General features: G+C 52.3%; 19 protein-coding genes and 7 tRNA genes. 22 read left to right on the plus strand and 4 right to left on the minus strand.

The window, feature by feature from the left end; all coding sequences use genetic code 11:
• Positions 1 to 130 precede the first annotated feature (130 nt).
• Positions 131 to 1,798, minus strand: coding sequence for a glutamine--tRNA ligase (gene glnS / locus HV041_RS13780; protein ID WP_119921950.1), 1,668 nt, complete (start codon positions 1,796 to 1,798; stop codon positions 131 to 133).
• A 187-nt stretch (positions 1,799 to 1,985) separates the two neighbouring features.
• The gene (gene nagE, locus HV041_RS13785; RefSeq protein WP_048212281.1) at positions 1,986 to 3,935 is read right to left on the minus strand and encodes a PTS N-acetyl glucosamine transporter subunit IIABC; all 1,950 of its coding nucleotides are present in this window, start codon (positions 3,933 to 3,935) and stop codon (positions 1,986 to 1,988) included.
• Positions 3,936 to 4,285: 350 nt separating this feature from the next.
• On the opposite strand from nagE, the gene nagB reads away from it, so the two are divergent.
• The 12 genes from nagB to HV041_RS13845 all read left to right on the plus strand — a co-directional run bounded on the left by nagB (position 4,286) and on the right by HV041_RS13845 (position 11,339).
• Positions 4,286 to 5,086 (plus strand): glucosamine-6-phosphate deaminase, encoded by an 801-nt coding sequence (gene nagB, locus HV041_RS13790; RefSeq protein WP_003022803.1) that lies wholly within the window; start codon positions 4,286 to 4,288, stop codon positions 5,084 to 5,086.
• A gap of 60 nt (positions 5,087 to 5,146) precedes the next feature.
• On the plus strand, positions 5,147 to 6,295 hold the full coding sequence (gene nagA / locus HV041_RS13795) for an N-acetylglucosamine-6-phosphate deacetylase (protein WP_061067522.1): 1,149 nt from the start codon (positions 5,147 to 5,149) through the stop codon (positions 6,293 to 6,295).
• Positions 6,296 to 6,303: 8 nt separating this feature from the next.
• Positions 6,304 to 7,524: an N-acetylglucosamine repressor gene (locus HV041_RS13800; protein ID WP_121584365.1), complete on the plus strand. Its 1,221-nt coding sequence runs from the start codon at positions 6,304 to 6,306 to the stop codon at positions 7,522 to 7,524.
• A gap of 166 nt (positions 7,525 to 7,690) precedes the next feature.
• Positions 7,691 to 8,443 (plus strand): ribonucleotide monophosphatase NagD, encoded by a 753-nt coding sequence (gene nagD / locus HV041_RS13805; protein WP_003022792.1) that lies wholly within the window; start codon positions 7,691 to 7,693, stop codon positions 8,441 to 8,443.
• 301 nt (positions 8,444 to 8,744) lie between these two features.
• Complete coding sequence (gene asnB / locus HV041_RS13810; RefSeq protein WP_003835552.1) at positions 8,745 to 10,409, plus strand: asparagine synthase B; 1,665 nt, start codon at positions 8,745 to 8,747, stop codon at positions 10,407 to 10,409.
• 223 nt (positions 10,410 to 10,632) lie between these two features.
• Positions 10,633 to 10,709: transfer RNA gene (locus tag HV041_RS13815), tRNA-Met, on the plus strand.
• An 8-nt stretch (positions 10,710 to 10,717) separates the two neighbouring features.
• Positions 10,718 to 10,802, plus strand: a tRNA-Leu gene (locus tag HV041_RS13820).
• Positions 10,803 to 10,825: 23 nt separating this feature from the next.
• A tRNA-Gln gene (locus HV041_RS13825) sits at positions 10,826 to 10,900 on the plus strand.
• Positions 10,901 to 10,937: 37 nt separating this feature from the next.
• Positions 10,938 to 11,012, plus strand: a tRNA-Gln gene (locus tag HV041_RS13830).
• Positions 11,013 to 11,033: 21 nt separating this feature from the next.
• Positions 11,034 to 11,110: transfer RNA gene (locus HV041_RS13835), tRNA-Met, on the plus strand.
• 43 nt (positions 11,111 to 11,153) lie between these two features.
• Positions 11,154 to 11,228 (plus strand) — tRNA-Gln (locus HV041_RS13840).
• Positions 11,229 to 11,264: 36 nt separating this feature from the next.
• Positions 11,265 to 11,339: transfer RNA gene (locus HV041_RS13845), tRNA-Gln, on the plus strand.
• A 121-nt stretch (positions 11,340 to 11,460) separates the two neighbouring features.
• Here the strand turns inward: HV041_RS13845 and ubiF are convergent.
• Positions 11,461 to 12,636: a 3-demethoxyubiquinol 3-hydroxylase gene (ubiF, locus tag HV041_RS13850; protein ID WP_121584364.1), complete on the minus strand. Its 1,176-nt coding sequence runs from the start codon at positions 12,634 to 12,636 to the stop codon at positions 11,461 to 11,463.
• Between the two features lie 145 nt (positions 12,637 to 12,781).
• Between ubiF and miaB the strand changes: the two genes are divergently transcribed.
• From miaB to rihA, 10 genes are all read left to right on the plus strand, one after another.
• Positions 12,782 to 14,212 carry a tRNA (N6-isopentenyl adenosine(37)-C2)-methylthiotransferase MiaB gene (miaB, locus tag HV041_RS13855; protein ID WP_121584363.1) on the plus strand — a complete coding sequence of 477 codons (1,431 nt, stop codon included), beginning with the start codon at positions 12,782 to 12,784 and terminating at the stop codon, positions 14,210 to 14,212.
• 206 nt (positions 14,213 to 14,418) lie between these two features.
• On the plus strand, positions 14,419 to 15,465 hold the full coding sequence (locus HV041_RS13860) for a PhoH family protein (protein WP_168216319.1): 1,047 nt from the start codon (positions 14,419 to 14,421) through the stop codon (positions 15,463 to 15,465).
• Complete coding sequence (gene ybeY, locus HV041_RS13865; RefSeq protein ID WP_121584360.1) at positions 15,462 to 15,929, plus strand: rRNA maturation RNase YbeY; 468 nt, start codon at positions 15,462 to 15,464, stop codon at positions 15,927 to 15,929. Before HV041_RS13860 ends, ybeY begins: the two co-directional genes overlap by 4 nt.
• A gap of 96 nt (positions 15,930 to 16,025) precedes the next feature.
• Positions 16,026 to 16,904, plus strand: coding sequence for a CNNM family magnesium/cobalt transport protein CorC (corC, locus tag HV041_RS13870; RefSeq protein ID WP_048212288.1), 879 nt, complete (start codon positions 16,026 to 16,028; stop codon positions 16,902 to 16,904).
• Positions 16,905 to 16,928: 24 nt separating this feature from the next.
• Positions 16,929 to 18,467, plus strand: a complete 1,539-nt coding sequence (gene lnt / locus HV041_RS13875) for an apolipoprotein N-acyltransferase (protein WP_121584359.1) — start codon at positions 16,929 to 16,931, stop codon at positions 18,465 to 18,467.
• 356 nt (positions 18,468 to 18,823) lie between these two features.
• On the plus strand, positions 18,824 to 19,732 hold the full coding sequence (gene gltI / locus HV041_RS13880; RefSeq protein ID WP_048212290.1) for a glutamate/aspartate ABC transporter substrate-binding protein GltI: 909 nt from the start codon (positions 18,824 to 18,826) through the stop codon (positions 19,730 to 19,732).
• 162 nt (positions 19,733 to 19,894) lie between these two features.
• The gene (gene gltJ / locus HV041_RS13885) at positions 19,895 to 20,635 is read left to right on the plus strand and encodes a glutamate/aspartate ABC transporter permease GltJ (RefSeq protein WP_003022759.1); all 741 of its coding nucleotides are present in this window, start codon (positions 19,895 to 19,897) and stop codon (positions 20,633 to 20,635) included.
• On the plus strand, positions 20,635 to 21,309 hold the full coding sequence (gene gltK, locus HV041_RS13890; protein ID WP_003022757.1) for a glutamate/aspartate ABC transporter permease GltK: 675 nt from the start codon (positions 20,635 to 20,637) through the stop codon (positions 21,307 to 21,309). The genes gltJ and gltK overlap by 1 nt, the downstream gene beginning before the upstream one ends.
• The gene (gene gltL / locus HV041_RS13895) at positions 21,309 to 22,034 is read left to right on the plus strand and encodes a glutamate/aspartate ABC transporter ATP-binding protein GltL (RefSeq protein WP_003022754.1); all 726 of its coding nucleotides are present in this window, start codon (positions 21,309 to 21,311) and stop codon (positions 22,032 to 22,034) included. Before gltK ends, gltL begins: the two co-directional genes overlap by 1 nt.
• Positions 22,035 to 22,150: 116 nt before the next feature.
• Positions 22,151 to 23,086 carry a pyrimidine-specific ribonucleoside hydrolase RihA gene (gene rihA / locus HV041_RS13900; RefSeq protein ID WP_121584358.1) on the plus strand — a complete coding sequence of 312 codons (936 nt, stop codon included), beginning with the start codon at positions 22,151 to 22,153 and terminating at the stop codon, positions 23,084 to 23,086.
• A gap of 96 nt (positions 23,087 to 23,182) precedes the next feature.
• Here rihA and HV041_RS13905 read toward each other — a convergent pair whose 3' ends face one another.
• Entirely contained in the window at positions 23,183 to 23,665 is a 483-nt protein-coding gene (locus HV041_RS13905) for a zinc ribbon-containing protein (protein ID WP_005121423.1), read from the minus strand.
• Positions 23,666 to 23,777 lie beyond the last annotated feature (112 nt).

The following is a 23,777-nucleotide window of genomic DNA, read 5'->3' on the forward strand; positions in this document are numbered from 1 at the left end:
AAATATAAACGGCAAAAATCATTCCTGAATAACAATTATTTCGCTGCGCAAATAGAGTCTGCTAACCATTTTCAGGCGAAAAAAAACGCCGCAGAGTGCGGCGTTTGAAAAGATGATGCGTAACGACGGTTTATTCGCCTACTTTAGCCCATGTATCGCGCAGACCCACGGTGCGGTTAAACACCAATTTGTCAGCTGTTGCGTAGCGGCTGTCGAGGCAGAAATACCCTTCACGCTCGAACTGGAACGCTTTACCAGCAACAGCGGCCTGTAGCGAAGGCTCACCGTAACCCTGCTTAATAACCAGCGATTCCGGGTTAATAACGGACAGGAAGTCTTCCGCTGCCCCCGGGTTTGGCACGCTAAACAGACGGTCGTACAGACGGATTTCAATCGGTAGCGCATGGGACGCGCTCACCCAGTGAATAACGCCTTTAACTTTACGACCATCGGCCGGATCTTTGCTCAGGGTGTCAGCATCGTAGGTGCAGAAAATGGTGGTGATCTTCCCTTCTGCATCTTTCTCGACACGCTCAGCTTTGATCACGTAAGCATTACGCAGACGGACTTCTTTACCCATCACCAGACGCTTGTACTGCTTGTTCGCTTCTTCGCGGAAATCGGCCCTGTCGATCCAGATTTCACCGCTGAACGGCACTTCACGGCTGCCCATTTCCGGCTTGCCCGGATGGTTAGGCATGGTGACCAGTTCGCTTTCGCCCTGCGGGTAGTTTTCGATAACCAGTTTCACCGGATCGATAACCGCCATCGCGCGCGGGGCGTTTTCGTTCAGATCTTCGCGGATACAGGATTCCAGAGAAGCGATCTCAATAGTGTTGTCCTGCTTGGTCACGCCAATGCGTTTGCAGAACTCACGGATCGCGGCAGCGGTGTAACCGCGACGACGCAGGCCAGAGATCGTCGGCATACGGGGGTCATCCCAGCCTTCAACGTGCTTGTCGGTCACCAGCAGGTTCAGCTTGCGCTTGGACATCACGGTGTATTCCAGATTCAGGCGCGAGAATTCGTACTGACGCGGATGAACCGGAATGGTGATGTTGTCCAGCACCCAGTCGTACAGACGACGGTTATCCTGGAACTCCAGCGTACACAGTGAATGCGTGATGCCTTCCAGCGCATCGCTGATGCAGTGGGTAAAGTCGTACATCGGGTAGATGCACCACTTATTGCCGGTCTGGTGGTGTTCAGCGAACTTAATACGGTACAGCACCGGATCGCGCATCACGATAAACGGCGAAGCCATATCGATTTTCGCACGCAGGCAGGCTTTACCTTCTTCAAAACCACCGGTACGCATTTTTTCAAACAGCGCGAGGTTTTCTTCAACGCTACGATCGCGGTACGGGCTGTTTTTGCCTGGCTGAGTCAGCGTGCCACGGTATTCGCGAATTTCTTCCGCTGACAGTTCGTCAACGTACGCCAGGCCTTTATTAATAAGCTCTACCGCATAGGCGTGAAGCTGATCGAAGTAATCCGAAGAGTAGCGAATGTCGCCAGTCCAGTGGAAACCTAACCATTCAACGTCGTTTTTAATCGATTCAACGTACTCGATATCTTCTTTAACCGGGTTCGTATCATCAAAACGCAGGTTGCACTGGCCCTGGTAATCTTGCGCAATGCCAAAGTTCAGACAAATGGATTTCGCGTGGCCAATGTGCAGATAGCCATTTGGCTCCGGCGGAAAACGTGTATGGATAGTGGTGTGCTTACCACTGGCCAGATCTTCATCGATGATCTGACGAATAAAGTTACTCGGGCGGGCTTCAGCCTCACTCATCGTGGATTCCTCAAAGCGTAAACAACGTATAACGGAACATGATCTTATAAGCGACGTCAGGAGACAACTATTAGTTGCACAAAAAAGGTGTTTCAACAGGATATATGAGGGTATTTGCTGCAAAAAAAAGCGGCGGAGGAATCTCCCCCGCCGCTTAAGGCACTTAACTCACTTTACTCAGGAGCAGTTATTTACCTTTAATCTCATACAGCGGTGTCTGACCGGCAACCACATGACCTTCGGCTTTGATGACCAGCGCACCGAAATCATCGCTGTTGCTGCACACAACCGGGCTAATCATGGAACGTGCGTTGGCGTTCAGGTACTCCAGGTCCATTTCCAGAATCGGTTGACCCGCTGCAACAACCGCACCTTCTTCAACCAGACGCTTAAAGCCTTTACCTTCCAGCGCCACGGTATCGATACCCATATGGACCACGATTTCCGCGCCTTTTTCCGTTTCCAGACAGAACGCATGGTTGGTGTTGAAGATTTTCACAATAGTACCCGCTGCCGGAGAAACCACGATTTTATCCGTTGGTTTTACCGCCACGCCGTCACCCACTGCTTTGCTGGCGAAGGCTTCATCAGGCACCTGCTCCAGTGCAACCACATCACCGGTAATCGGAGAAACCAGCGCTTCAATGGTGACCGCATTCGCGACAGCCTGCGGTTTTGCAATCGGGGCAGCCGCTGTCGGGGCATTGTCAGTAGACGCTGCCGCAACCGGGCCGCGTGCCACAACTTTCTTCATTTCGTCGCCGATAGATTCAGCTTTCGCACCCACGATAACCTGAATAGTTTGTTTGTTCAGCTTAACCACACCCGATGCGCCTAAGCGTTTGCACATCGCATCATTGACGCGGGCAGAATCGCCAACGGTCAGACGCAGACGGGTGATACAGGCATCAATCGCTTTCAGGTTATCCGTACCGCCAACCGCAGCAATGTAGTTGGTTGCCAGTTGAGCTAAACCTTCTTCGGTATTGCTGTTTGCTTCGTCAGTAACAATCTCGTCTTCTTTATCTTCGCGGCCCGGCGTTTTCAGGTTAAACAAACGAATAACCGCGCTGAACAACACAAAATAGATAACGAAGAACACCAGACCCATGGCGACCAGCATCCAGACGTTCTTACTTGCAGCCGGCAGGTTGTACATCAACACGTAGTCGATAGCACCTGCGGAGAAAGAGAAGCCCGCATGGATCCCCAACAGCGTCGCAACGAACAGGCTGATACCCGTCAGAACGGCGTGCAGGAGGTACAGCAACGGAGCCAGGAACATAAACAGGAATTCCAGCGGCTCGGTAACACCGGTCAGGAATGCGGTGATAGCAACGGACAGCAGCATACCGCCGACCATCGGACGACGCGCTTTCGGCGCGGCGAAGTACATCGCCAGAGCCGCACCCGGCAGACCAAACATCATGATCGGGAAGAAGCCAGACATGAACATACCCGCAGTGCCGTCACCCGCGTAGAAGCGGTTGATATCACCGTGGAATACGGTACCTGCAGCGTTAGTGAATTCGCCAATCTGGAACCAGGCGATGGTGTTCAGCACCTGATGCAGACCTGTTGGGATCAGCAGACGGTTGATGAAGCCAAAAATACCAGAACCCAGCGCGCCAGCGCCCACGATCCACTCACCACCCGCATGGATGGCATTCTGCACCGGCGGCCACACGTAGCCGAAGATAGCAGCCAGTATCAAACAGAAGAAGCCAGTAGCGATGGGTACAAAACGTTTGCCGCCGAAGAAGCTCAGGAAATCAGGCAGTTTGATGCCAGACCAACGGTTATACACAGCACCGCCGACCAGACCGGTGATGATACCCGCCAGCACGCCCATGTTGATCGCCGGGTTAATGGTAACCATTGCTTTGGTCAATATGAAATAACCAACCGCACCTGCCAGCGCTGCCGCACCCGCGCTGTCTTTAGACCAGCTGGAAGCCACACCGATAGCAAAAATTAACGCGAGGTTATCAAAGATAGCTCCACCCGCTTGCGCGATGAAGGGTACGTTCAGTAAATCTGGTTGGCCGAATCGCAGCAACAGTGCCGCGACTGGCAGCACCGCGATGGGGAGCTGTAACGCCCTACCCAGCCGCTGGAAAAAACCTAAAATATTCATTTTATTCCCCCTACGAGACCCCGATTAGGCTCCTTTGAAGCCATATTTTTATTGTGCGACCATTCCTAACTGCAACAGCAAGAGATTTTGGGACAACAACATTAACCATTCATCTACATTCAGAGTGTGTGAAAAATTAATTCGTATCGCAAATTAAAAGCGTGTTTTTTGTGATTCCAATCACCAAATATCGTTATTAACCCTCCCTTACACTGGCTAACTACGAAAACTTATTTTATCATTCAAAAAATCGAAACGGATTGATCCTTACCGATGCAAAACCAGGTTACGCTTAATACTGCACAGAGACTCAATCCGCCAACTGCTTACATTTACATTTGAGGTGAAGAATGAGACTGATCCCCCTGAATACCGCTGAACAAGTCGGCAAATGGGCTGCTCGCCATATCGTTAACCGCATTAACGCGTTCAAACCAACGGCAGATCGTCCGTTCGTTCTGGGCCTGCCGACTGGCGGCACTCCGCTGACTGCCTATAAAGCATTAGTCGAAATGCACAAAGCGGGCCAGGTGAGCTTCAAACATGTTGTCACTTTCAACATGGACGAATACGTTGGCCTGCCGAAGGAACATCCGGAAAGCTATCACAGCTTTATGCACCGTAACTTCTTTGATCATGTTGATATTCCAGCAGAAAACATCAACCTCCTCAATGGTAACGCGCCGGATATTGATGCAGAATGCCGTCAGTATGAAGAGAAAATCCGTTCTTACGGTAAAATCCATCTGTTTATGGGCGGTGTAGGCAACGATGGTCACATCGCGTTCAACGAACCGGCTTCCTCTTTGGCTTCCCGTACCCGTATCAAAACGTTGACCCACGACACCCGCGTAGCAAACTCACGCTTCTTTGACGGCGACGTAAGCCAGGTGCCTAAATATGCACTGACCGTAGGCGTGGGCACCCTGTTGGATGCTGAAGAAGTAATGATCCTGGTGCTGGGTCACCAGAAAGCGCAGGCGCTGCAGGCGGCTGTTGAAGGCAACGTTAACCATATGTGGACCATCAGCTGTCTGCAGCTTCATCCGAAAGCAGTTGTGGTCTGCGATGAACCTTCCACTATGGAACTGAAAGTGAAGACGCTGAAATACTTTAACGAGTTAGAAGCGGAAAATATTAAAGGTCTGTAATGATGTCTCCGCCCTGTCGAAAACGTGCAGGGCGGCATTTTTTTGAAATCGGGGGTCGGAATGTATGCTTTAACCCAGGGCCGGATTTTTACCGGTCACGAAATTCTTGATGACCATGCGATTGTTGTCGCCAATGGCCTGATCGATAGCGTTTGCCCACTGTCTGAATTGCCGTCAGGGATTGAACAGCGCTCGCTGAATGGAGCCATTGTCTCCCCCGGTTTTATTGATGTGCAGTTAAACGGCTGTGGCGGTGTACAGTTTAACGATACGGCAGAAGCCGTTACCGTTGAGACGCTGGAAATCATGCAAAAAGCCAATGAAAAATCTGGCTGCACCAACTATCTGCCAACGCTAATCACCACCAGCGATGACCTGATGAAGCAGGGCGTTCGCGTCATGCGTGAATACCTCGCTAAGCATCCAAATCAAGCATTAGGGCTACACCTTGAAGGTCCGTGGCTGAACCTGGTGAAAAAAGGTACGCATAATCCGGGATTTGTGCGTCAACCGGACGCTGCACTTGTCGATTTCCTGTGCGATAATGCGGATGTCATCACCAAAGTGACGCTGGCGCCTGAAATGGTTCCTGTCGAAGTGATCACCCAACTGGTGAATGCCGGTATCGTGGTGTCTGCGGGCCACTCTAACGCGACGCTGAAGGAAGCAAAAATCGGTTTCCGTGCAGGCATTTCCTTTGCAACACATCTGTTCAACGCGATGCCTTATATTACCGGTCGCGAACCAGGTCTGGCAGGCGCGATTCTGGATGAGGCAGATATTTATTGCGGTATCATCGCCGATGGCATGCATGTTGACTATGCCAACATCCGCAATGCTAAACGCCTGAAAGGCGACAAGCTGTGCCTGGTCACCGACGCGACCGCGCCGGCGGGGGCAAACATTGAGCAGTTCATTTTCGCTGGTAAAACAATATACTACCGCAATGGACTGTGTGTTGATGAGAACGGCACGCTGAGCGGTTCATCATTAACCATGATCGAAGGTGTACGCAATCTGGTTGAACATTGCGGTATCGCACTGGACGAAGTCCTGCGCATGGCAACGCTCTACCCTGCTCGCGCCATTGGCGTCGACAAACAACTCGGCAGCATCGCGCCAGGCAAAGTAGCCAACCTGACCGCGTTCACGCACGACTTTAAAATTATCAAGACCATCGTTAATGGCAACGAGGTCGTTACTGAGTAAGAGAAAGAATGACACCAGGCGGACAAGCTCAAATAGGTAATGTTGATCTCGTAAAACAGCTTAACAGCGCGGCGGTTTATCGCCTGATTGACCAGCATGGGCCAATCTCGCGAATTCAGATTGCCGAGCAAAGCCAGCTTGCCCCCGCCAGCGTAACCAAAATTACGCGTCAACTGATCGAACGCGGGCTGATCAAAGAAGTCGATCAGCAGGCCTCCACCGGGGGCCGCCGCGCTATCTCCATCGTCACCGAAACCCGTAATTTCCACGCAATTGGCGTGCGTCTTGGCCGCCACGACACCACGCTGACGCTCTATGATATGAGCAGCAAAGTGGTCGCCGAAGAGCATTACCCTCTCCCGGAGCGCACCCAGGAAACGCTGGAATATGCGCTGCTCAATACGATTGCCACCTTTATTGACAGTTGCCAGCGGAAAATCCGCGAGTTGATCGCAATTTCTGTCATCCTGCCAGGCCTTGTCGATCCTGAAAGCGGCGTTATCCGCTATATGCCACACATTCAGGTTGAAAACTGGGGTCTGGTCGAAGCACTTGAAAAACGCTTTAAGGTCACCTGCTTTGTCGGTCATGATATTCGCAGCCTGGCGCTGGCCGAGCACTATTTCGGGGCAAGTCAGGATTGCGAAGACTCCATTTTGGTGCGTGTTCACCGCGGAACTGGCGCGGGAATTATTTCCAATGGCCGCATTTTTATCGGCCGCAATGGCAACGTGGGTGAGATTGGTCATATTCAGGTAGAACCGCTGGGTGAGCGCTGTCACTGCGGTAATTTCGGCTGTCTGGAAACCATTGCGGCCAATGCCTCTATCGAACACCGCGTACAAAACTTGCTAAAACAGGGCTATCCAAGCCGGCTCACGCTGGATGACTGCAGTATCAAAGCCATCTGCAGGGCAGCGAATAAGGGCGATAATCTGGCAGCAGAAGTCATCGAGCACGTTGGTCGCCATCTGGGTAAAACCATTGCTATCGCCATCAACCTGTTTAATCCGCAAAAAATCGTCATTGCGGGCGAAATTACCGAGGCGGATAAAGTGCTGCTGCCTGCCATAGAAAGCTGTATCAACACCCAGGCGTTGAAGGCGTTTCGCCACAATTTACCTGTGGTTCGTTCCACGCTGGATCATCGTTCCGCCATTGGCGCCTTTGCGCTGGTGAAGCGCGCGATGCTCAACGGGACTTTGCTGCAACGTTTGCTGGAAAGCTAATACACGTCATCCTTCAGGCTGCCTCTGCGTTAGCTGCATCTGCTCCCCCCGGTCACTTACTTCAGTAAGCGCCAGGGGTTCGCAGACTTGCCGCCTTGATGCAACTCGAATGATGTAGTGTATTTTGTGTATAGTAATGCCTTCTTTTTTTAATGTCGGATTGTCCATGGCCATTAAGAATGTAATTTGTGATATTGACGGCGTGCTGATGCACGACAATGTTGCCGTACCGGGTGCGGCTGAATTTTTGACCGGGATTCTGGAAAAAGGTCTGCCGCTCGTTTTGCTGACTAACTACCCTTCACAGACCGGGCAAGATCTGGCCAACCGCTTCGCCACCGCGGGAGTGAATGTCCCTGATAGCGTCTTTTATACTTCTGCGATGGCTACCGCTGATTTTCTTCGTCGCCAGGAAGGAAAAAAGGCCTATGTGGTAGGTGAAGGGGCGTTAATTCACGAACTGTATAAAGCCGGATTTACCATTACCGACGTGAACCCGGATTTTGTGATTGTTGGCGAAACGCGTTCCTATAACTGGGACATGATGCATAAAGCAGCCTATTTTGTGGCTAACGGCGCGCGTTTCATCGCCACAAATCCGGATACGCACGGTCGCGGCTTTTATCCTGCCTGCGGCGCGCTGTGCGCCGGTATCGAAAAAATCTCTGGCCGTAAGCCGTTTTATGTGGGGAAACCCAGCCCGTGGATTATTCGCGCAGCGCTCAACAAAATGCAGGCACACTCGGAAGAGACGGTTATCGTTGGCGACAACCTGCGTACCGATATTCTGGCGGGCTTCCAGGCGGGTCTGGAAACTATCCTGGTACTGTCTGGCGTATCCAAGCTTGACGATATTGACAACATGCCATTCAGACCAAGCTGGATCTACCCCTCCGTTGCAGAGATTGATGTGATTTAATCCCCAGGCCGGATAAGACGCACTCGCGTCACCATCCGGCAATATTGCGGAGTGGACGCCGGATGACAGTGTAAGCGCCTTATTCGCCCCACAGAAATCCCGCTATCTAATGAAATCGCCATATTATTGATGATCCATCAATAAATGCACTCATTACGTAGTCTTTTTTCACCATTCAACAATCCTCATTGAGTTTTTTATTTTCAGCACACCAAACTCCTTGCGCCCCCAGCGGCTTTGCGGCATTTTCTTTATCAAGCAAACTTAAAAAGCATCACGCAACAGGTTAACGGAGAAGGTTATGTGTTCTATTTTTGGCGTATTCGATATTAAAACAGACGCAGTTGAACTGCGTAAAAAGGCTCTGGAATTGTCCCGTCTGATGCGCCATCGCGGCCCGGACTGGTCGGGTATTTACGCCAGTGATAACGCCATTCTGGCACACGAACGTCTGTCCATCGTCGACGTCAACGCCGGTGCTCAGCCGCTGTACAACGTGAAGAAAACGCATATCCTGGCGGTTAACGGTGAAATTTATAACCACCAGGCGCTGCGCGCTGAATACGGCGATCGCTATCAGTTCCAGACAGGTTCCGACTGTGAAGTTATCCTCGCGCTGTATCAGGAAAAAGGCCCAGAGTTCCTGGATGACCTGCAAGGCATGTTTGCCTTCGCGCTGTACGACAGCGAGCAGGACGCTTACCTGATTGGCCGCGATCACATCGGGATCATCCCACTGTATATGGGCTACGACGAACACGGTAACTTCTATGTTGCGTCTGAAATGAAAGCACTGGTTCCTGTTTGCCGTACGATTAAAGAATTCCCGGCCGGTAGCTATCTGTGGAGTAAAGACGGCGAAATTCGTCAGTACTACCAGCGCGACTGGTTTGAATACGATGCGGTAAAAGACAACGTTACCGATAAAAACGAGCTGCGTCAGGCGCTGGAAGATGCGGTGAAAAGCCACCTGATGTCAGATGTTCCTTATGGTGTATTGCTGTCCGGCGGTCTGGATTCTTCGGTCATTTCCGCAATCACCAAAAAATACGCCGCGCGTCGTGTTGAAGATCAGGAACGCAGTGAAGCCTGGTGGCCGCAGTTGCACTCCTTCGCCGTCGGCCTCGAAGGCGCACCGGATCTGAAAGCCGCACAAGAAGTAGCAAACCATCTGGGTACCGTGCACCACGAGATCCACTTCACCGTGCAGGAAGGTCTGGATGCTATCCGCGACGTGATTTATCACATCGAAACCTACGATGTTACAACCATTCGTGCCTCGACGCCGATGTACTTAATGTCGCGCAAAATTAAAGCAATGGGCATTAAAATGGTGCTGTCGGGCGAAGGGTCAGACGAAGTGTTTGGCGGTTATCTCTACTTCCACAAAGCGCCAGACGCGAAAGAATTGCATGAAGAAACCGTGCGTAAACTGCAGGCGCTGCACATGTTCGACTGTGCGCGTGCCAACAAAGCCATGTCAGCCTGGGGCGTGGAGGCTCGCGTGCCCTTCCTGGACAAAAAATTCCTTGATGTGGCGATGCGCATCAACCCGCAGGATAAAATGTGCGGCAACGGCAAAATGGAAAAACATGTTCTGCGCGAATGTTTTGAATCCTACCTGCCAGCGAGCGTCGCATGGCGGCAGAAAGAGCAGTTCTCTGACGGCGTCGGTTACAGCTGGATTGACACGCTGAAAGAAGTCGCTGCAGAGCAAGTTTCCGACCAACAACTGGAAACCGCCAGCTTCCGTTTCCCGTACAACACGCCATCGTCGAAAGAAGCGTATTTGTATCGTGAGATTTTCGAAGAACTGTTCCCGGTTGCCAGCGCTGCGGAATGTGTTCCGGGCGGCCCTTCTGTTGCCTGTTCTTCCGCCAAAGCGATCGAATGGGATGAAGCGTTTAAAACCATGAACGATCCGTCTGGTCGCGCGGTTGGCGTACACCAGTCCGCTTATAAATAAGTTAATCCTTAGAAAAGGGCCCTGCGGGGCTCTTTTTTTATGTCTGTTTTCTGTGCTAAAAAACAATTAATAACTAATAATTGCCGAATATTGCGTCATGCTGTTCGCAACCTAACCAAACAGTCACATTCCAGCTATTTTCAATGAAAAAGGGGTTGACGCTTCAAGGCTCAATACGCATAATGCGCCCCGCAACGCCGATAAGGTTACGCGAAAAAAAGATGGCTACGTAGCTCAGCTGGTTAGAGCACATCACTCATAATGATGGGGTCACAGGTTCGAATCCCGTCGTAGCCACCATCTTTTTTGCGGGAGTGGCGAAATTGGTAGACGCACCAGATTTAGGTTCTGGCGCCGCAAGGTGTGCGAGTTCAAGTCTCGCCTCCCGCACCATTCACCCGTAAGCGTTGCACGGATGGGGTATCGCCAAGCGGTAAGGCACCGGTTTTTGATACCGGCATTCCCTGGTTCGAATCCAGGTACCCCAGCCATTTTTTCTTCGATATAGCGGTTCACCGCGACGGTCATTGGGGTATCGCCAAGCGGTAAGGCACCGGTTTTTGATACCGGCATTCCCTGGTTCGAATCCAGGTACCCCAGCCATCGAAGAATATGATAGTATCAGGCTACGTAGCTCAGCTGGTTAGAGCACATCACTCATAATGATGGGGTCACAGGTTCGAATCCCGTCGTAGCCACCATATTAAGGACGTATCGACTCGTTCGGTAAATCCAAAAAATTGTTGGGGTATCGCCAAGCGGTAAGGCTCTGGTTTCTGATACCAGCATTCCGAGGTTCGAATCCTCGTACCCCAGCCAATTTCAAAAAGTCGTCCACTCTGTGGGTGCACCCGTTGGGGTATCGCCAAGCGGTAAGGCTCTGGTTTCTGATACCAGCATTCCGAGGTTCGAATCCTCGTACCCCAGCCATATTAAAAAAGCTCGCTTCGGCGAGCTTTTTGCTTTTCTAACGCCGGGTGATGGCAAGACTTACCCGACCTACATGACTTGTAGGGCCTGATAAGCGTAGCGCCATCAGGCACCACTCGAGCTACAGCCCTAACGCATACTTCAGCGCCTGACGCTTCAGCACACCTGCGCGCTCTGCGGCCATAAGCCCGAGATTACGCATGATGCGCAGCGGCTGCAGGTTGTTGCTAAAACCGGCGTAGAACAAATCCATCCCACTTTGCATAATGAAGTTATCGGTCATACGACGATTCTGATAACGCTTCAGTACCGGTTGACTGGCCCACGCCTCACCATAGCTGCGGGCGCTCACCAGAACATCAATCAGCGCATCGACATCACGAAAACCCAGATTAACGCCCTGCCCCGCCAGTGGGTGAATGGTATGCGCGGCATCACCTACCAGCGCCAGCCCCGGTTGCACATATTGCAGCGCGTGACGACGCGTAAGCGGGAATGCCCCCGCCGCCACAGGCGTAACGCTGCCGAGTCGTGAAGGGAAATGTTTAGCGATCTCCGCCTGCAGTTGCGGCATATTTAGCGCTTGCAATTGGCGGATGCGAGCTGGTGAGTCGTACCACACCAGCGAGGCCCAGTTATCAAACAGCGGTAAAAACGCGCGCGGGCCGTCAGGGGTAAACTGCTGCCAGGTGCTGTCTCCGGGTGCGTTTTCACACTGGACAGTTATCAGCATACAAGATTGCGCGTATTGCCAGGCATGGATGCCAATCCCGGCCATTTTGCGTACCTGAGAGTTGGCACCATCAGCACCGATCACCAGCTTCGCATTGATTTTTTCACCGTCTGCCAGCTCAAGTTCATGCCGGTCATTATGTCGATGTAAAGAAATCAGCGAGGTGGGCACGCGCAACGTCACGTCAGGATGAACTTCCAGCGCCTGCCAGAGCGCCTGTTGCAGGACCGTGTTCTCCACCATATAGCCCAGTAAAGGCAGCTTAAGCTCGGCGGCATCAAACATCACATGGGCATTTTCCCACTCCCACGTTTCCAGTCGACGGTAAGGATGGCTACGCATTCCCTGAACCGTATCCCAGACGCCCAGCCCTTTCAGCAACGACACGGAGGCGGAGCTAATGGCCGAAATTCTGACATCCGGCTGTCCATCAGCCACAAACGGCGCAGGAGCGGCATGTTCAATCACCGTTACCGAAAATCCATGCTGCGCCAGTCCCAGCGCCAGCGCGCCGCCGACCATCCCCCCGCCGACAATGGCAATTTCCGTTGGTTGATTTGTCATGGTCAATTTTCCAGTTACATGTATTGTGTAAGTTTACAGGATTTTTTACCCCTTGAGGCTGACATCCGTCATACTGGTCACAACCGCGCCAAAGCAGTACACTATGCGCCCTGCATTTCAGCCACAATTTCGCAAGAGCAAGTCGATGACCAAAAAACTCCATATTAAAACCTGGGGCTGTCAGATGAACGAATACGATTCATCGAAGATGGCCGATCTGCTGGATGCCACTCACGGGTATCAACTGACCGACGTGGCGGAAGAAGCGGATGTGCTGCTGCTGAATACCTGCTCAATCCGCGAGAAGGCTCAGGAAAAAGTCTTCCATCAATTAGGTCGCTGGAAGCTGTTAAAAGAGAAGAATCCCAAGCTCATCATTGGTGTTGGTGGCTGTGTTGCGTCTCAGGAAGGCGATCATATTCGCCAACGCGCGCATTACGTCGATATTATTTTTGGGCCGCAAACCCTGCATCGCCTGCCGGAAATGATCAACAAAGTGCGTGGAAGCACCACCCGTAGCCCGGTAGTTGATATCAGTTTCCCGGAGATCGAAAAATTCGACCGCCTGCCAGAACCGCGTGCTGAAGGGCCAAGCGCGTTTGTGTCCATCATGGAAGGCTGCAATAAATATTGTACTTACTGCGTGGTTCCCTACACCCGCGGTGAGGAAGTCAGCCGTCCGGCGGATGATATTCTGTTTGAAATCGCCCAGCTTGCAGCCCAAGGCGTGCGTGAAGTAAACCTGTTGGGGCAAAACGTCAACGCCTGGCGCGGTGAAAACTACGACGGCACCACCGGCTCGTTCGCCGATCTGCTGCGTCTGGTCGCAGCGATCGACGGCATTGACCGTATCCGTTTTACCACCAGCCATCCGATCGAATTCACCGATGATATCGTTGAAGTTTATCGCGATACGCCAGAGCTGGTGAGCTTCCTGCACCTGCCGGTACAGAGTGGTTCGGATCGTGTACTGAACCTGATGGGTCGTACCCATACCGCGCTGGAATACAAAGCAATCATCCGTAAACTGCGCGCAGCACGTCCGGATATCCAGATTAGCTCCGACTTCATCGTCGGCTTCCCGGGTGAAACCACCCAGGACTTCGAGCAGACCATGAAGCTGATCGCTGATGTCAATTTCGACATGAGCTACAGCTTTATCTTCTCTGCGCGTCCTGGCACCCCTGCCGCCGATATGGTTGACGACGTACCGGAAGAAGAGAAAAAACAGCGTTTATACATCCTGCAGGAGCGTATTAACCAGCAAGCCATGGCCTGGAGCCGTCGTATGGTCGGCACGACCCAGCGCATTCTGGTCGAAGGTACGTCACGGAAAAGCGTGATGGAACTGTCAGGGCGTACCGAAAATAACCGCGTGGTGAACTTTGAAGGTACCCCGGATATGGTCGGTAAGTTTGTTGATGTTGAAATTACCGATGTCTGGACCAACTCACTGCGCGGCAAAGTGGTGCGTACCGAAGACGAAATGGGCCTGCGCATCGCAGAATCCCCTGAGTCGGTCATTGCGCGTACCCGCAAAGAAAACGATCTGGGCGTGGGTATTTATCAGCCTTAATCCTGCTGAAAGACGTAAAAAAGGCCCGATACCGCTACACTTATCGGGCCTACAATCCTGGGCTCGCTGTCCCGGCGGGCCTTGTAATCAGCCCTGGCATCCCCATATTTGCTGCAATGCTTGCGCCTTTCCCCCATGGCGTGAATAATTTCCTTAGATGCCGGTAAATGTTCAGCGTCCGGCGAGACATGCATAAGAGGAACAGTTTGAACATAGACACTCGCGAAATCACCCTTGAACCCGCAGACAACGCCCGCCTGTTGAGCCTTTGCGGCCCCTTTGATGACAACATCAAACAGCTGGAACGTCGCCTCGGCATCGAAATTAACCGCCGTGATAACCACTTTAAACTGACCGGTCGCCCAATTTGCGTCACCGCTGCGGCAGATATTTTACGCAGCCTGTATGTCGATACGGCCCCAATGCGCGGCCAGACACAGAACATCGAGCCAGAACAAATTCACCTTGCGATTAAAGAAGCGCGTGTGCTTGAGCAAAGCGCAGACAGCGTGCCGGAATTTGGCAAAGCGGTGAATATCAAAACCAAGCGCGGAGTGATTAAACCGCGCACGCCGAATCAGGCACAGTACATTGCGAATATCCTCGACCACGACATCACCTTTGGTGTTGGCCCTGCGGGTACAGGTAAAACGTATCTGGCTGTTGCCGCTGCGGTCGATGCACTAGAGCGTCAGGAGATCCGCCGTATTCTGCTAACCCGTCCAGCGGTTGAAGCCGGTGAAAAACTGGGTTTCCTGCCAGGCGATCTGAGCCAGAAAGTCGATCCCTATTTACGACCGCTGTATGACGCGCTGTTCGAAATGCTCGGTTTTGAGAAGGTTGAAAAGCTGATTGAACGTAACGTCATTGAAGTTGCGCCGCTGGCCTATATGCGTGGCCGTACGTTAAACGATGCGTTTATCATTCTTGATGAGAGCCAGAACACCACCATCGAACAGATGAAAATGTTCCTGACTCGTATCGGCTTTAACTCCAAAGCGGTTATCACCGGCGATATCACACAGATTGACCTGCCGCGCAGCACCAAGTCCGGTCTGCGTCATGCCATTGAAGTGCTGGCTGAAGTCGACGAAATTAGTTTTAATTTCTTCCATAGCGAAGACGTGGTTCGCCATCCGGTGGTTGCCCGTATCGTCACGGCGTATGAAGCCTGGGAAGAAGCAGAACAAAAACGCAAAGCCGAGCTGGCGGCAGAACGCAAGCGCGAAGCTCAGGAGCAGGAACAAAAATGAGTCAGGTTATTCTCGATTTACAGCTGGCATGCGAAAACGAATCCGGCTTACCACCAGAAAGTCAGTTTCAGAGATGGCTGGATGCCGTGATCCCGCAGTTTCAGGAAGAGTCAGAGGTAACGATTCGGTTGGTCGACGATGCTGAAAGCCACGAGCTGAACCTGACCTATCGCGGGAAAGATAAATCAACCAACGTACTCTCTTTCCCGTTTGAAGCCCCGCCAAGCATTGAGATGCCGCTGCTGGGTGATTTGATCATCTGCCGTCAGGTCGTTGAGAAAGAAGCGCAGGAACAAGGTAAGCCGCTTGAAGCCCACTGGGCGCACATGGTGGTGCATGGTAGCCTGCATTTGCTCGGCTACGACCATATCGAAGACGATGAAGCGGAAGAGATGGAATCCCTCGAAACAGAGATTATGCTTGCTCTGGGCTATGAGGATCCGTACATTGCCGAGAAGGAATAAGCCGTCGGGCATCTGCCCGGGCTTCCCATAAAGCCGTGCGCTGAGTTTACGCGCATTGAGCGACCTGTTAACTAACATGAGAACCCATACGACGCCATGAGCGACGACAATTCACACAGTAGTGACACCTTAAACAGCAAAAAGGGATTTTTTTCCCTGTTACTGAGCCAACTTTTCCACGGTGAACCGAAAAACCGCGACGAACTGTTGGAGCTGATCCGTGATTCCGGGCAAAACGACCTTATCGATGAAGATACGCGCGATATGCTCGAAGGGGTGATGGATATTGCGGACCAACGCGTACGCGACATTATGATCCCTCGCTCTCAGATGATTACCCTGAAACGCAACCAGACCCTGGACGAATGTCTCGATGTGATCATCGAGTCTGCCCACTCGCGTTTTCCGGTGATCAGCGAAGACAAAGATCACATTGAAGGGATTCTGATGGCCAAAGATTTGCTGCCGTTTATGCGCAGCGATGCCGAAGCCTTCAGCATGGAGAAAGTGTTACGCCAGGCGGTTGTCGTACCTGAAAGCAAGCGGGTTGACCGCATGCTGAAAGAGTTCCGCTCCCAGCGTTATCATATGGCTATCGTCATCGACGAGTTTGGCGGTGTCTCAGGTCTGGTGACCATTGAGGACATCCTTGAACTGATTGTCGGTGAAATTGAAGATGAGTACGACGAAGAAGACGATATTGATTTCCGTCAGCTCAGTCGCCACACCTGGACTATTCGCGCGCTGGCGTCGATTGAAGACTTCAACGACGCTTTCGGGACCCACTTTAGCGACGAAGAAGTCGATACCATTGGCGGGCTGGTTATGCAGGCCTTTGGTCATTTACCCGCTCGCGGTGAGACCATCGACATTGATGGTTACCAGTTCAAAGTGGCGATGGCTGACAGCCGTCGTATTATTCAGGTTCATGTCAGAATTCCGGACGACTCACCCCAGCCCAAACTGGACGAATAAACCCGAAACTGGATCATAGACTACATGGCATTTGCCCCATTAATTGAACGCCAGCGCATGCGCCTGCTGCTGGCGTTATTATTCGGTGCCTGCGGGACGCTGGCGTTCTCTCCGTATGACATCTGGCCCGCCGCGATTATTTCGCTGATGGGTCTGCAGGCTCTTACCCTCAACCGCCGTCCTCTCCAGTCTGCTGCCATTGGCTATTTCTGGGGAATGGGCCTGTTTGGTTCAGGCATCAACTGGGTCTACGTCAGCATCGCGCAATTTGGCGGCATGCCGGGGCCGGTAAACGTTTTTCTCGTGGTTCTGCTTGCCGCCTACCTTTCCCTCTACACCGGTCTGTTTGCTGGCATTCTGTCGCGTCTGTGGCCGAAAACCAGTTGGATTCGGGTAGCGATTGCCGCGCCGGTTATCTGGCAGATAACTGAATTCCTGCGCGGCTGGGTCCTGACCGGCTTCCCATGGCTGCAGTTTGGTTACAGCCAAATTGATGGCCCGCTAAAAGGGCTTGCACCGGTAATGGGCGTAGAGGCAATCAACTTCCTGCTGATGATGGTTAGCGGCCTGCTGGTGCTGGCGTTAGTCAGCCGTAACTGGCGTCCGCTGGTCGTGGCCGTGATACTTTTCGCGCTGCCCTTCCCGCTACGCTATATCCAGTGGTATACGCTGGAGCCGGAAAAAACCACGCAAGTGTCGATGGTGCAGGGCGACATTCCACAGTCGCTCAAATGGGATGAAAGTCAGTTACTCAACACCCTGAAGATTTATCTCGACGCCACCCAGCCCGAGATGGGTAAATCACAGCTCATCATCTGGCCAGAATCTGCTATTCCGGATCTGGAAATTAACCAGCAGCGTTTTCTGAGCATGATGGATGACCTGCTGAAATCGAAAAACAGCACGCTGATTACCGGGATTGTAGATGCTCGCCTGAACAAACAGAATCGTTACGACACCTACAACACCATCATCACGTTGGGTAAAGACAGTCCGTACAGTTATGACTCGACCAATCGCTATAACAAAAATCACCTTGTCCCATTTGGTGAGTTTGTCCCGCTGGAATCGATCCTACGCCCGTTAGCGCCGTTCTTTGACCTGCCAATGTCTTCGTTCAGCCGTGGACCTTATGTACAGCCACAGCTGCATGCGCACGGCTTTAAGCTGACGGCTGCCATCTGCTACGAAATCATTCTTGGCGAACAGGTTCGGGATAACTTCCGTCCGGATACTGACTACCTGCTGACTATCTCCAACGATGCCTGGTTCGGTAAGTCCATTGGTCCGTGGCAGCACTTCCAGATGGCGCGGATGCGTTCTCTGGAGCTGGCACGCCCGCTGCTGCGTAGCACCAATAACGGTATTACCGCGGTGATTGGCCCGCAGGGTGAAATTCAGGCGATGATCCCGCAGTTTACCCGTCAGGTTCTGACCACCAGCGTTACGCCGACCACGGGCTTAACCCCTTATGCTCGTACCGGTAACTGGCCGCTGTGGCTGCTGACCGCACTGTTTGGCTTTGGTGCGGTGGTCATGAGCCTGCGTCAACGTCGTAAGTAACCTCCCCTCCCCGGCCGGATAACGCTTTGCTTATCCGGCCCATAAACATTTCCCACATCCCATTCTGGCACGTCTATTGCTTTGTTCTACAAGGCAAACGCTGTTTTGGCTGAATGTGCAACCTGGTCGCACCAAAGTTGAGCGAAGGTAGCACCCGAAAAGTGCAACAGGATATTTTTGCCCCCAAATGGTGCGGCGCACTTCGCAAAAATAAACAATAACACAGCAAATTCTTTACATTCATCCAAACTAAATGTTAACAAACATATACAAGACTGCACGTTTAAGTAGCAAACAATAACAACATCACAATGGGTATCAATGCGTCACCGGCGCAGACGATAAAGGAGTTGGATATGCAATTACGTAAGCTCGCCACAGCCATGCTGGTCATGGGAATGTCCGCTGGTCTGGCGCACGCAGAAGACGCAGCACCAGCGGCAGGCAGTACGCTGGATAAGATCGCTAAAAATGGCGTAATCGTCGTCGGACACCGTGAATCCTCGGTACCGTTTTCTTACTACGATAATCAGCAAAAAGTGGTCGGCTATTCACAGGATTACTCCAACGCAATTGTTGAAGCGGTGAAGAAAAAGCTGAACAAGCCTGACCTGCAGGTGAAACTGATCCCAATTACCTCTCAGAACCGTATTCCGCTGCTGCAAAACGGTACCTTCGACTTTGAATGTGGTTCCACCACCAACAACGTTGAGCGCCAGAAACAAGCAGCCTTCTCTGACACTATTTTCGTTGTCGGCACCCGTCTGCTGGCGAAAAAAGGCGGTGACGTCAAAGATTTCGCTGACCTGAAAGGCAAAGCCGTGGTCGTGACTTCAGGTACCACCTCAGAAGTCCTGCTGCACAAGCTGAACGAAGAACAAAAAATGGATATGCGCATCATCAGCGCGAAAGACCACGGTGACTCTTTCCGTACTCTGGAAAGCGGCCGCGCCGTTGCCTTTATGATGGATGACGCCCTGCTGGCTGGCGAACGCGCGAAAGCGAAGAAACCGGATAACTGGGAGATTGTCGGCAAGCCGCAATCTCAGGAAGCCTACGGCTGTATGCTGCGCAAAGATGACCCTGAGTTCAAAAAGCTGATGGATGACACCATTGCCCAGGCTCAGACCTCAGGCGAAGCTGAGAAATGGTTTGATAAGTGGTTTAAAAATCCAATTCCACCGAAGAACCTGAACATGAATTTCGAACTGTCAGACGAAATGAAGGCTCTGTTCAAATCACCGAATGATAAAGCGCTTAACTAACTAAAATAAATGGGGCGAGTTCACCTTGCCCTCTCGATTGTTACTTGGCACGGACAGACTATAAGCCTGATGGTCGTTCCCCATCAGGCCTGAAAACCGCAAAACGCCGAATAACAATCTTCGAGGGTAGCGCTGCTACCCTTTTTTTTCTGGAGTAGATTTATGTCTATAGACTGGAACTGGGGGATTTTTTTACAACAGGCCCCGTTCGGCAACACCACCTATCTCGGCTGGCTCTGGAGTGGTTTCCAGGTCACGGTCGCGTTATCTATCACCGCCTGGATTATCGCTTTCCTCATAGGCTCTTTATTCGGCATTTTACGTACCGTACCAAATCGTTTCCTTTCCGGGATCGGCACGCTGTACGTTGAGTTGTTTCGTAACGTTCCACTCATCGTCCAGTTCTTTACCTGGTATCTGGTCATTCCTGAACTGCTGCCGGAAAACATTGGCATGTGGTTCAAGTCAGAACTGGATCCCAACATTCAGTTCTTCCTCTCATCCATGCTTTGTCTGGGGCTGTTTACCGCCGCGCGCGTCTGTGAGCAGGTTCGTGCCGCGATTCAGTCCCTGCCTCGCGGGCAGAAAAACGCCGCGCTGGCGATGGGCCTGACGCTGCCGCAAGCCTATCGCTACGTCCTGCTGCCAAACGCTTATCGCGTGATTGTTCCGCCAATGACCTCAGAGATGATGAACCTGGTGAAGAACTCCGCAATCGCCTCCACCATCGGTCTGGTGGATATGGCGGCGCAGGCGGGCAAGCTGCTGGATTACTCCGCCCACGCATGGGAATCGTTTACCGCCATCACGCTGGCCTACGTCCTGATTAACGCCGTCATCATGCTGGTGATGAATCTCGTCGAACGCAAAATCCGCCTGCCTGGCAATTTGGGAGGCAAATAATGTACGAATTTGACTGGAGTTCTATCGTCCCTTCCCTGCCGTATCTGCTGGACGGATTGATCATCACGTTGAAAATCACCGTTACAGCGGTCGTCATTGGTATCGTCTGGGGGACCATCCTTGCCGTCATGCGACTGTCGAGCTTTGCGCCGATTGCCTGGTTTGCGAAGGGCTACGTCAACGTATTCCGCTCTATTCCGCTGGTAATGGTGCTGCTGTGGTTCTACCTGATTGTGCCCGGCTTCCTGCAAAACGTGCTGGGCCTGTCGCCAAAAACCGATATTCGCCTGATCTCGGCGATGGTGGCGTTTTCGATGTTTGAAGCCGCGTACTATTCCGAAATTATCCGTGCCGGTATCCAGAGTATTTCTCGTGGGCAGTCCAGCGCCGCGCTGGCGCTGGGGATGACCCACTGGCAGTCGATGAAGCTGATCATTCTGCCACAGGCATTCCGCGCAATGGTGCCGCTGCTGCTTACCCAGGGCATCGTACTGTTCCAGGATACCTCGCTGGTCTATGTATTGAGTCTGGCAGATTTCTTCCGTACCGCCTCCACCATTGGTGAGCGTGACGGCACGCAGGTTGAAATGATCCTGTTTGCTGGCGCCGTTTATTTTGTATTCAGTCTGAGCGCATCGTTGTTGGTCAGCTATTTGAAGAAAAGGACAGTTTAATGATTACCCTGAAAAATGTTTCTAAATGGTATGGTCACTTTCAGGTGCTGACCGACTGCTCCACGGAAGTGAAAAAAGGTGAGGTGGTGGTTGTCTGTGGCCCGTCAGGCTCCGGTAAATCAACGCTTATCAAGACGGTAAACGGCCTGGAGCCAGTGCAACAGGGCGTCATCACCGTTGATGGCACCGTGGTAAATGATAAAAAAACCGATCTGGCCAAACTGCGCTCTCGTGTTGGTATGGTGTTCCAGCACTTTGAACTGTTCCCGCATCTGTCGATCATTGAGAACCTGACTCTGGCGCAGGTAAAAGTGCTTAAGCGCGATAAAAAGCCGGCCCGCGACAAAGCGCAAAAGTTACTGGAACGCGTTGGTCTGTCAGCACATGCCGAGAAGTTCCCGGCCCAGCTATCCGGGGGCCAGCAACAGCGTGTCGCTATCGCCCGGGCGCTATGTATGGATCCTATCGCCATGCTGTTTGACGAACCGACATCGGCGCTTGATCCTGAAATGATCAACGAAGTACTGGACGTTATGGTTGAACTGGCCAATGAAGGGATGACCATGATGGTGGTAACCCACGAAATGGGCTTTGCGCGTAAAGTGGCGAACCGGGTGATCTTCATGGATGAAGGGAAAATTGTTGAAGACTCACCGAAAGAAGAGTTCTTCGCCAATCCGAAATCGGACCGCGCCAAAGACTTCCTCGCGAAAATCCTGCACTAATCTTGCTGGCGCGCATCGCCATGTGCGCGCCATCTCACGATTTACCTCTTCACTTCTCGAAACAGATACAGCCCAGCGTTAACCTTGTCACAGAGTCCCACTTACAAGGAGCAACAATGGCACTTCCGATCCTGTTTGATTGCGATCCAGGTCATGACGACGCTATCGCAATTGTTCTCGCCCTCGCCTCACCTGAACTGGATGTGAAAGCGGTAACCTCGTCAGCCGGGAACCAGACGCCCGACAAAACGCTGCGTAACGTATTACGCATGCTAACACTGCTCAATCGTAGTGATATTCCCGTCGCCGGTGGCGCTGTGAAACCGCTGATGCGCGATCTGATTATTGCCGATAACGTCCACGGCGAGAGTGGGTTAGATGGCCCGGCGCTCCCGGAACCCGCCTTTGCGCCACAGGCCTGTACCGCTGTGGAACTGATGGCGAAAACCCTGCGTGACAGCCCAGAGCCAGTGACCATTGTCTCCACCGGGCCGCAAACCAACGTGGCATTGCTACTGAATAGCCATCCTGAACTGCACGCCAACATCGCCCGTATCGTGATAATGGGTGGTGCGATGGGGCTCGGAAACTGGACGCCCGCCGCTGAGTTCAACATTTTCGTGGATCCTGAAGCCGCTGAAATCGTATTCCAGTCGGGCATTCCGGTGGTGATGGCTGGTCTGGACGTCACGCATAAAGCGCAAATACATCGCGAAGATACCGAACGGTTCCGCGCTATTGGCAATCCTGTTTCAACGATCGTTGCTGAACTACTCGACTTCTTCTTTGAATATCACAAAGACGAAAAATGGGGATTCATCGGCGCGCCGCTGCACGACCCCTGCACTATTGCCTGGCTGCTGAAACCGGAACTGTTTACCACCGTTGATCGCTGGGTTGGTGTGGAAACTCAGGGCAAATACACGCAGGGCATGACCGTGGTGGACTACTACTTCCTGAGCGGCAATAAGCCAAACGCCACCGTGATGGTGGACGTTGATCGCCAGGGATTTGTCGATCTGCTGGCGGAACGGCTGAAGTTTTACGCCTGATACACGCCGGACGGCGCTAACGCTTATCCGGCCTACAAAATCGTGCAATTTGTAGGCCGGATAAGACGCTTTGCGTCGCCATCCGGCAATAAGCGATTACGGCTCAAATGGCCGTCTTTGGAACTGATCGTGTCCGCATTTCGGACACAGCGGCAGCACATCCGGAGTGTACACCGCTAAATGGAAGTGACACTTCTCGCAGACCAGATTCCCCAACCCAACCACCTCGCCGCTGTGATAAACCCCATGATGACTGAGATCCTGGAACACTTCGCGCCATTCAAGCTGCGTTTTATCGGTAATATCGGCCAGTTCCTGCCAGATACTCTCCTTGATGACTCGCATAAAGACGCTGTCTGTCTCCTCATCGAGACTCTCTTCATAACTGAGTGCAAACTCTTCCAGGTCGCGTCTGACGGCCCTTGTGAGTTCCTCCACCTCGGTTCGGGTTAACTCCCCGGTCTGCATAACTCGCTGACGCGCCTGCTCCACCAACGCATCGATATCGCGTTCGCCGTTACGCAGACGTTCGCTGAGTGACGTCACCAGTTCACGGTAATATTGAGCAACCTTGTTCATCGCTTCGCCTCCTGGGTCGTTAACTGTCTATAATAATAGACGTTATTTACGCTACGCTTTGCAAGACTGTCCACAGAGTGTGTAAATTCGTGCAAGAATTATCCTTGCGGGA

Source organism: Citrobacter sp. RHBSTW-00029 (assembly GCF_014104295.1).
Taxonomy (GTDB): Bacteria; Pseudomonadota; Gammaproteobacteria; order Enterobacterales; family Enterobacteriaceae; genus Citrobacter; species Citrobacter youngae.

Excerpts from the sequence above, each read along its gene's own strand:
- nagE (WP_048212281.1), bottom strand. The coding sequence starts at position 3,935 with ATGAATATTTTAGGTTTTTTCCAGCGGCTGGGTAGGGCGTTACAGCTC.
- gltJ (WP_003022759.1), top strand. The coding sequence starts at position 19,895 with ATGTCTATAGACTGGAACTGGGGGATTTTTTTACAACAGGCCCCGTTC.
- corC (WP_048212288.1), top strand. The coding sequence starts at position 16,026 with ATGAGCGACGACAATTCACACAGTAGTGACACCTTAAACAGCAAAAAG.
- miaB (WP_121584363.1), top strand. The coding sequence starts at position 12,782 with ATGACCAAAAAACTCCATATTAAAACCTGGGGCTGTCAGATGAACGAA.
- HV041_RS13905 (WP_005121423.1), bottom strand. The coding sequence starts at position 23,665 with ATGAACAAGGTTGCTCAATATTACCGTGAACTGGTGACGTCACTCAGC.
- gltI (WP_048212290.1), top strand. The coding sequence starts at position 18,824 with ATGCAATTACGTAAGCTCGCCACAGCCATGCTGGTCATGGGAATGTCC.
- glnS (WP_119921950.1), bottom strand. The coding sequence starts at position 1,798 with ATGAGTGAGGCTGAAGCCCGCCCGAGTAACTTTATTCGTCAGATCATC.
- gltK (WP_003022757.1), top strand. The coding sequence starts at position 20,635 with ATGTACGAATTTGACTGGAGTTCTATCGTCCCTTCCCTGCCGTATCTG.
- ybeY (WP_121584360.1), top strand. The coding sequence starts at position 15,462 with ATGAGTCAGGTTATTCTCGATTTACAGCTGGCATGCGAAAACGAATCC.
- ubiF (WP_121584364.1), bottom strand. The coding sequence starts at position 12,636 with ATGACAAATCAACCAACGGAAATTGCCATTGTCGGCGGGGGGATGGTC.
- nagD (WP_003022792.1), top strand. The coding sequence starts at position 7,691 with ATGGCCATTAAGAATGTAATTTGTGATATTGACGGCGTGCTGATGCAC.
- HV041_RS13800 (WP_121584365.1), top strand. The coding sequence starts at position 6,304 with ATGACACCAGGCGGACAAGCTCAAATAGGTAATGTTGATCTCGTAAAA.
- asnB (WP_003835552.1), top strand. The coding sequence starts at position 8,745 with ATGTGTTCTATTTTTGGCGTATTCGATATTAAAACAGACGCAGTTGAA.
- nagA (WP_061067522.1), top strand. The coding sequence starts at position 5,147 with ATGTATGCTTTAACCCAGGGCCGGATTTTTACCGGTCACGAAATTCTT.
- rihA (WP_121584358.1), top strand. The coding sequence starts at position 22,151 with ATGGCACTTCCGATCCTGTTTGATTGCGATCCAGGTCATGACGACGCT.
- lnt (WP_121584359.1), top strand. The coding sequence starts at position 16,929 with ATGGCATTTGCCCCATTAATTGAACGCCAGCGCATGCGCCTGCTGCTG.
- nagB (WP_003022803.1), top strand. The coding sequence starts at position 4,286 with ATGAGACTGATCCCCCTGAATACCGCTGAACAAGTCGGCAAATGGGCT.
- gltL (WP_003022754.1), top strand. The coding sequence starts at position 21,309 with ATGATTACCCTGAAAAATGTTTCTAAATGGTATGGTCACTTTCAGGTG.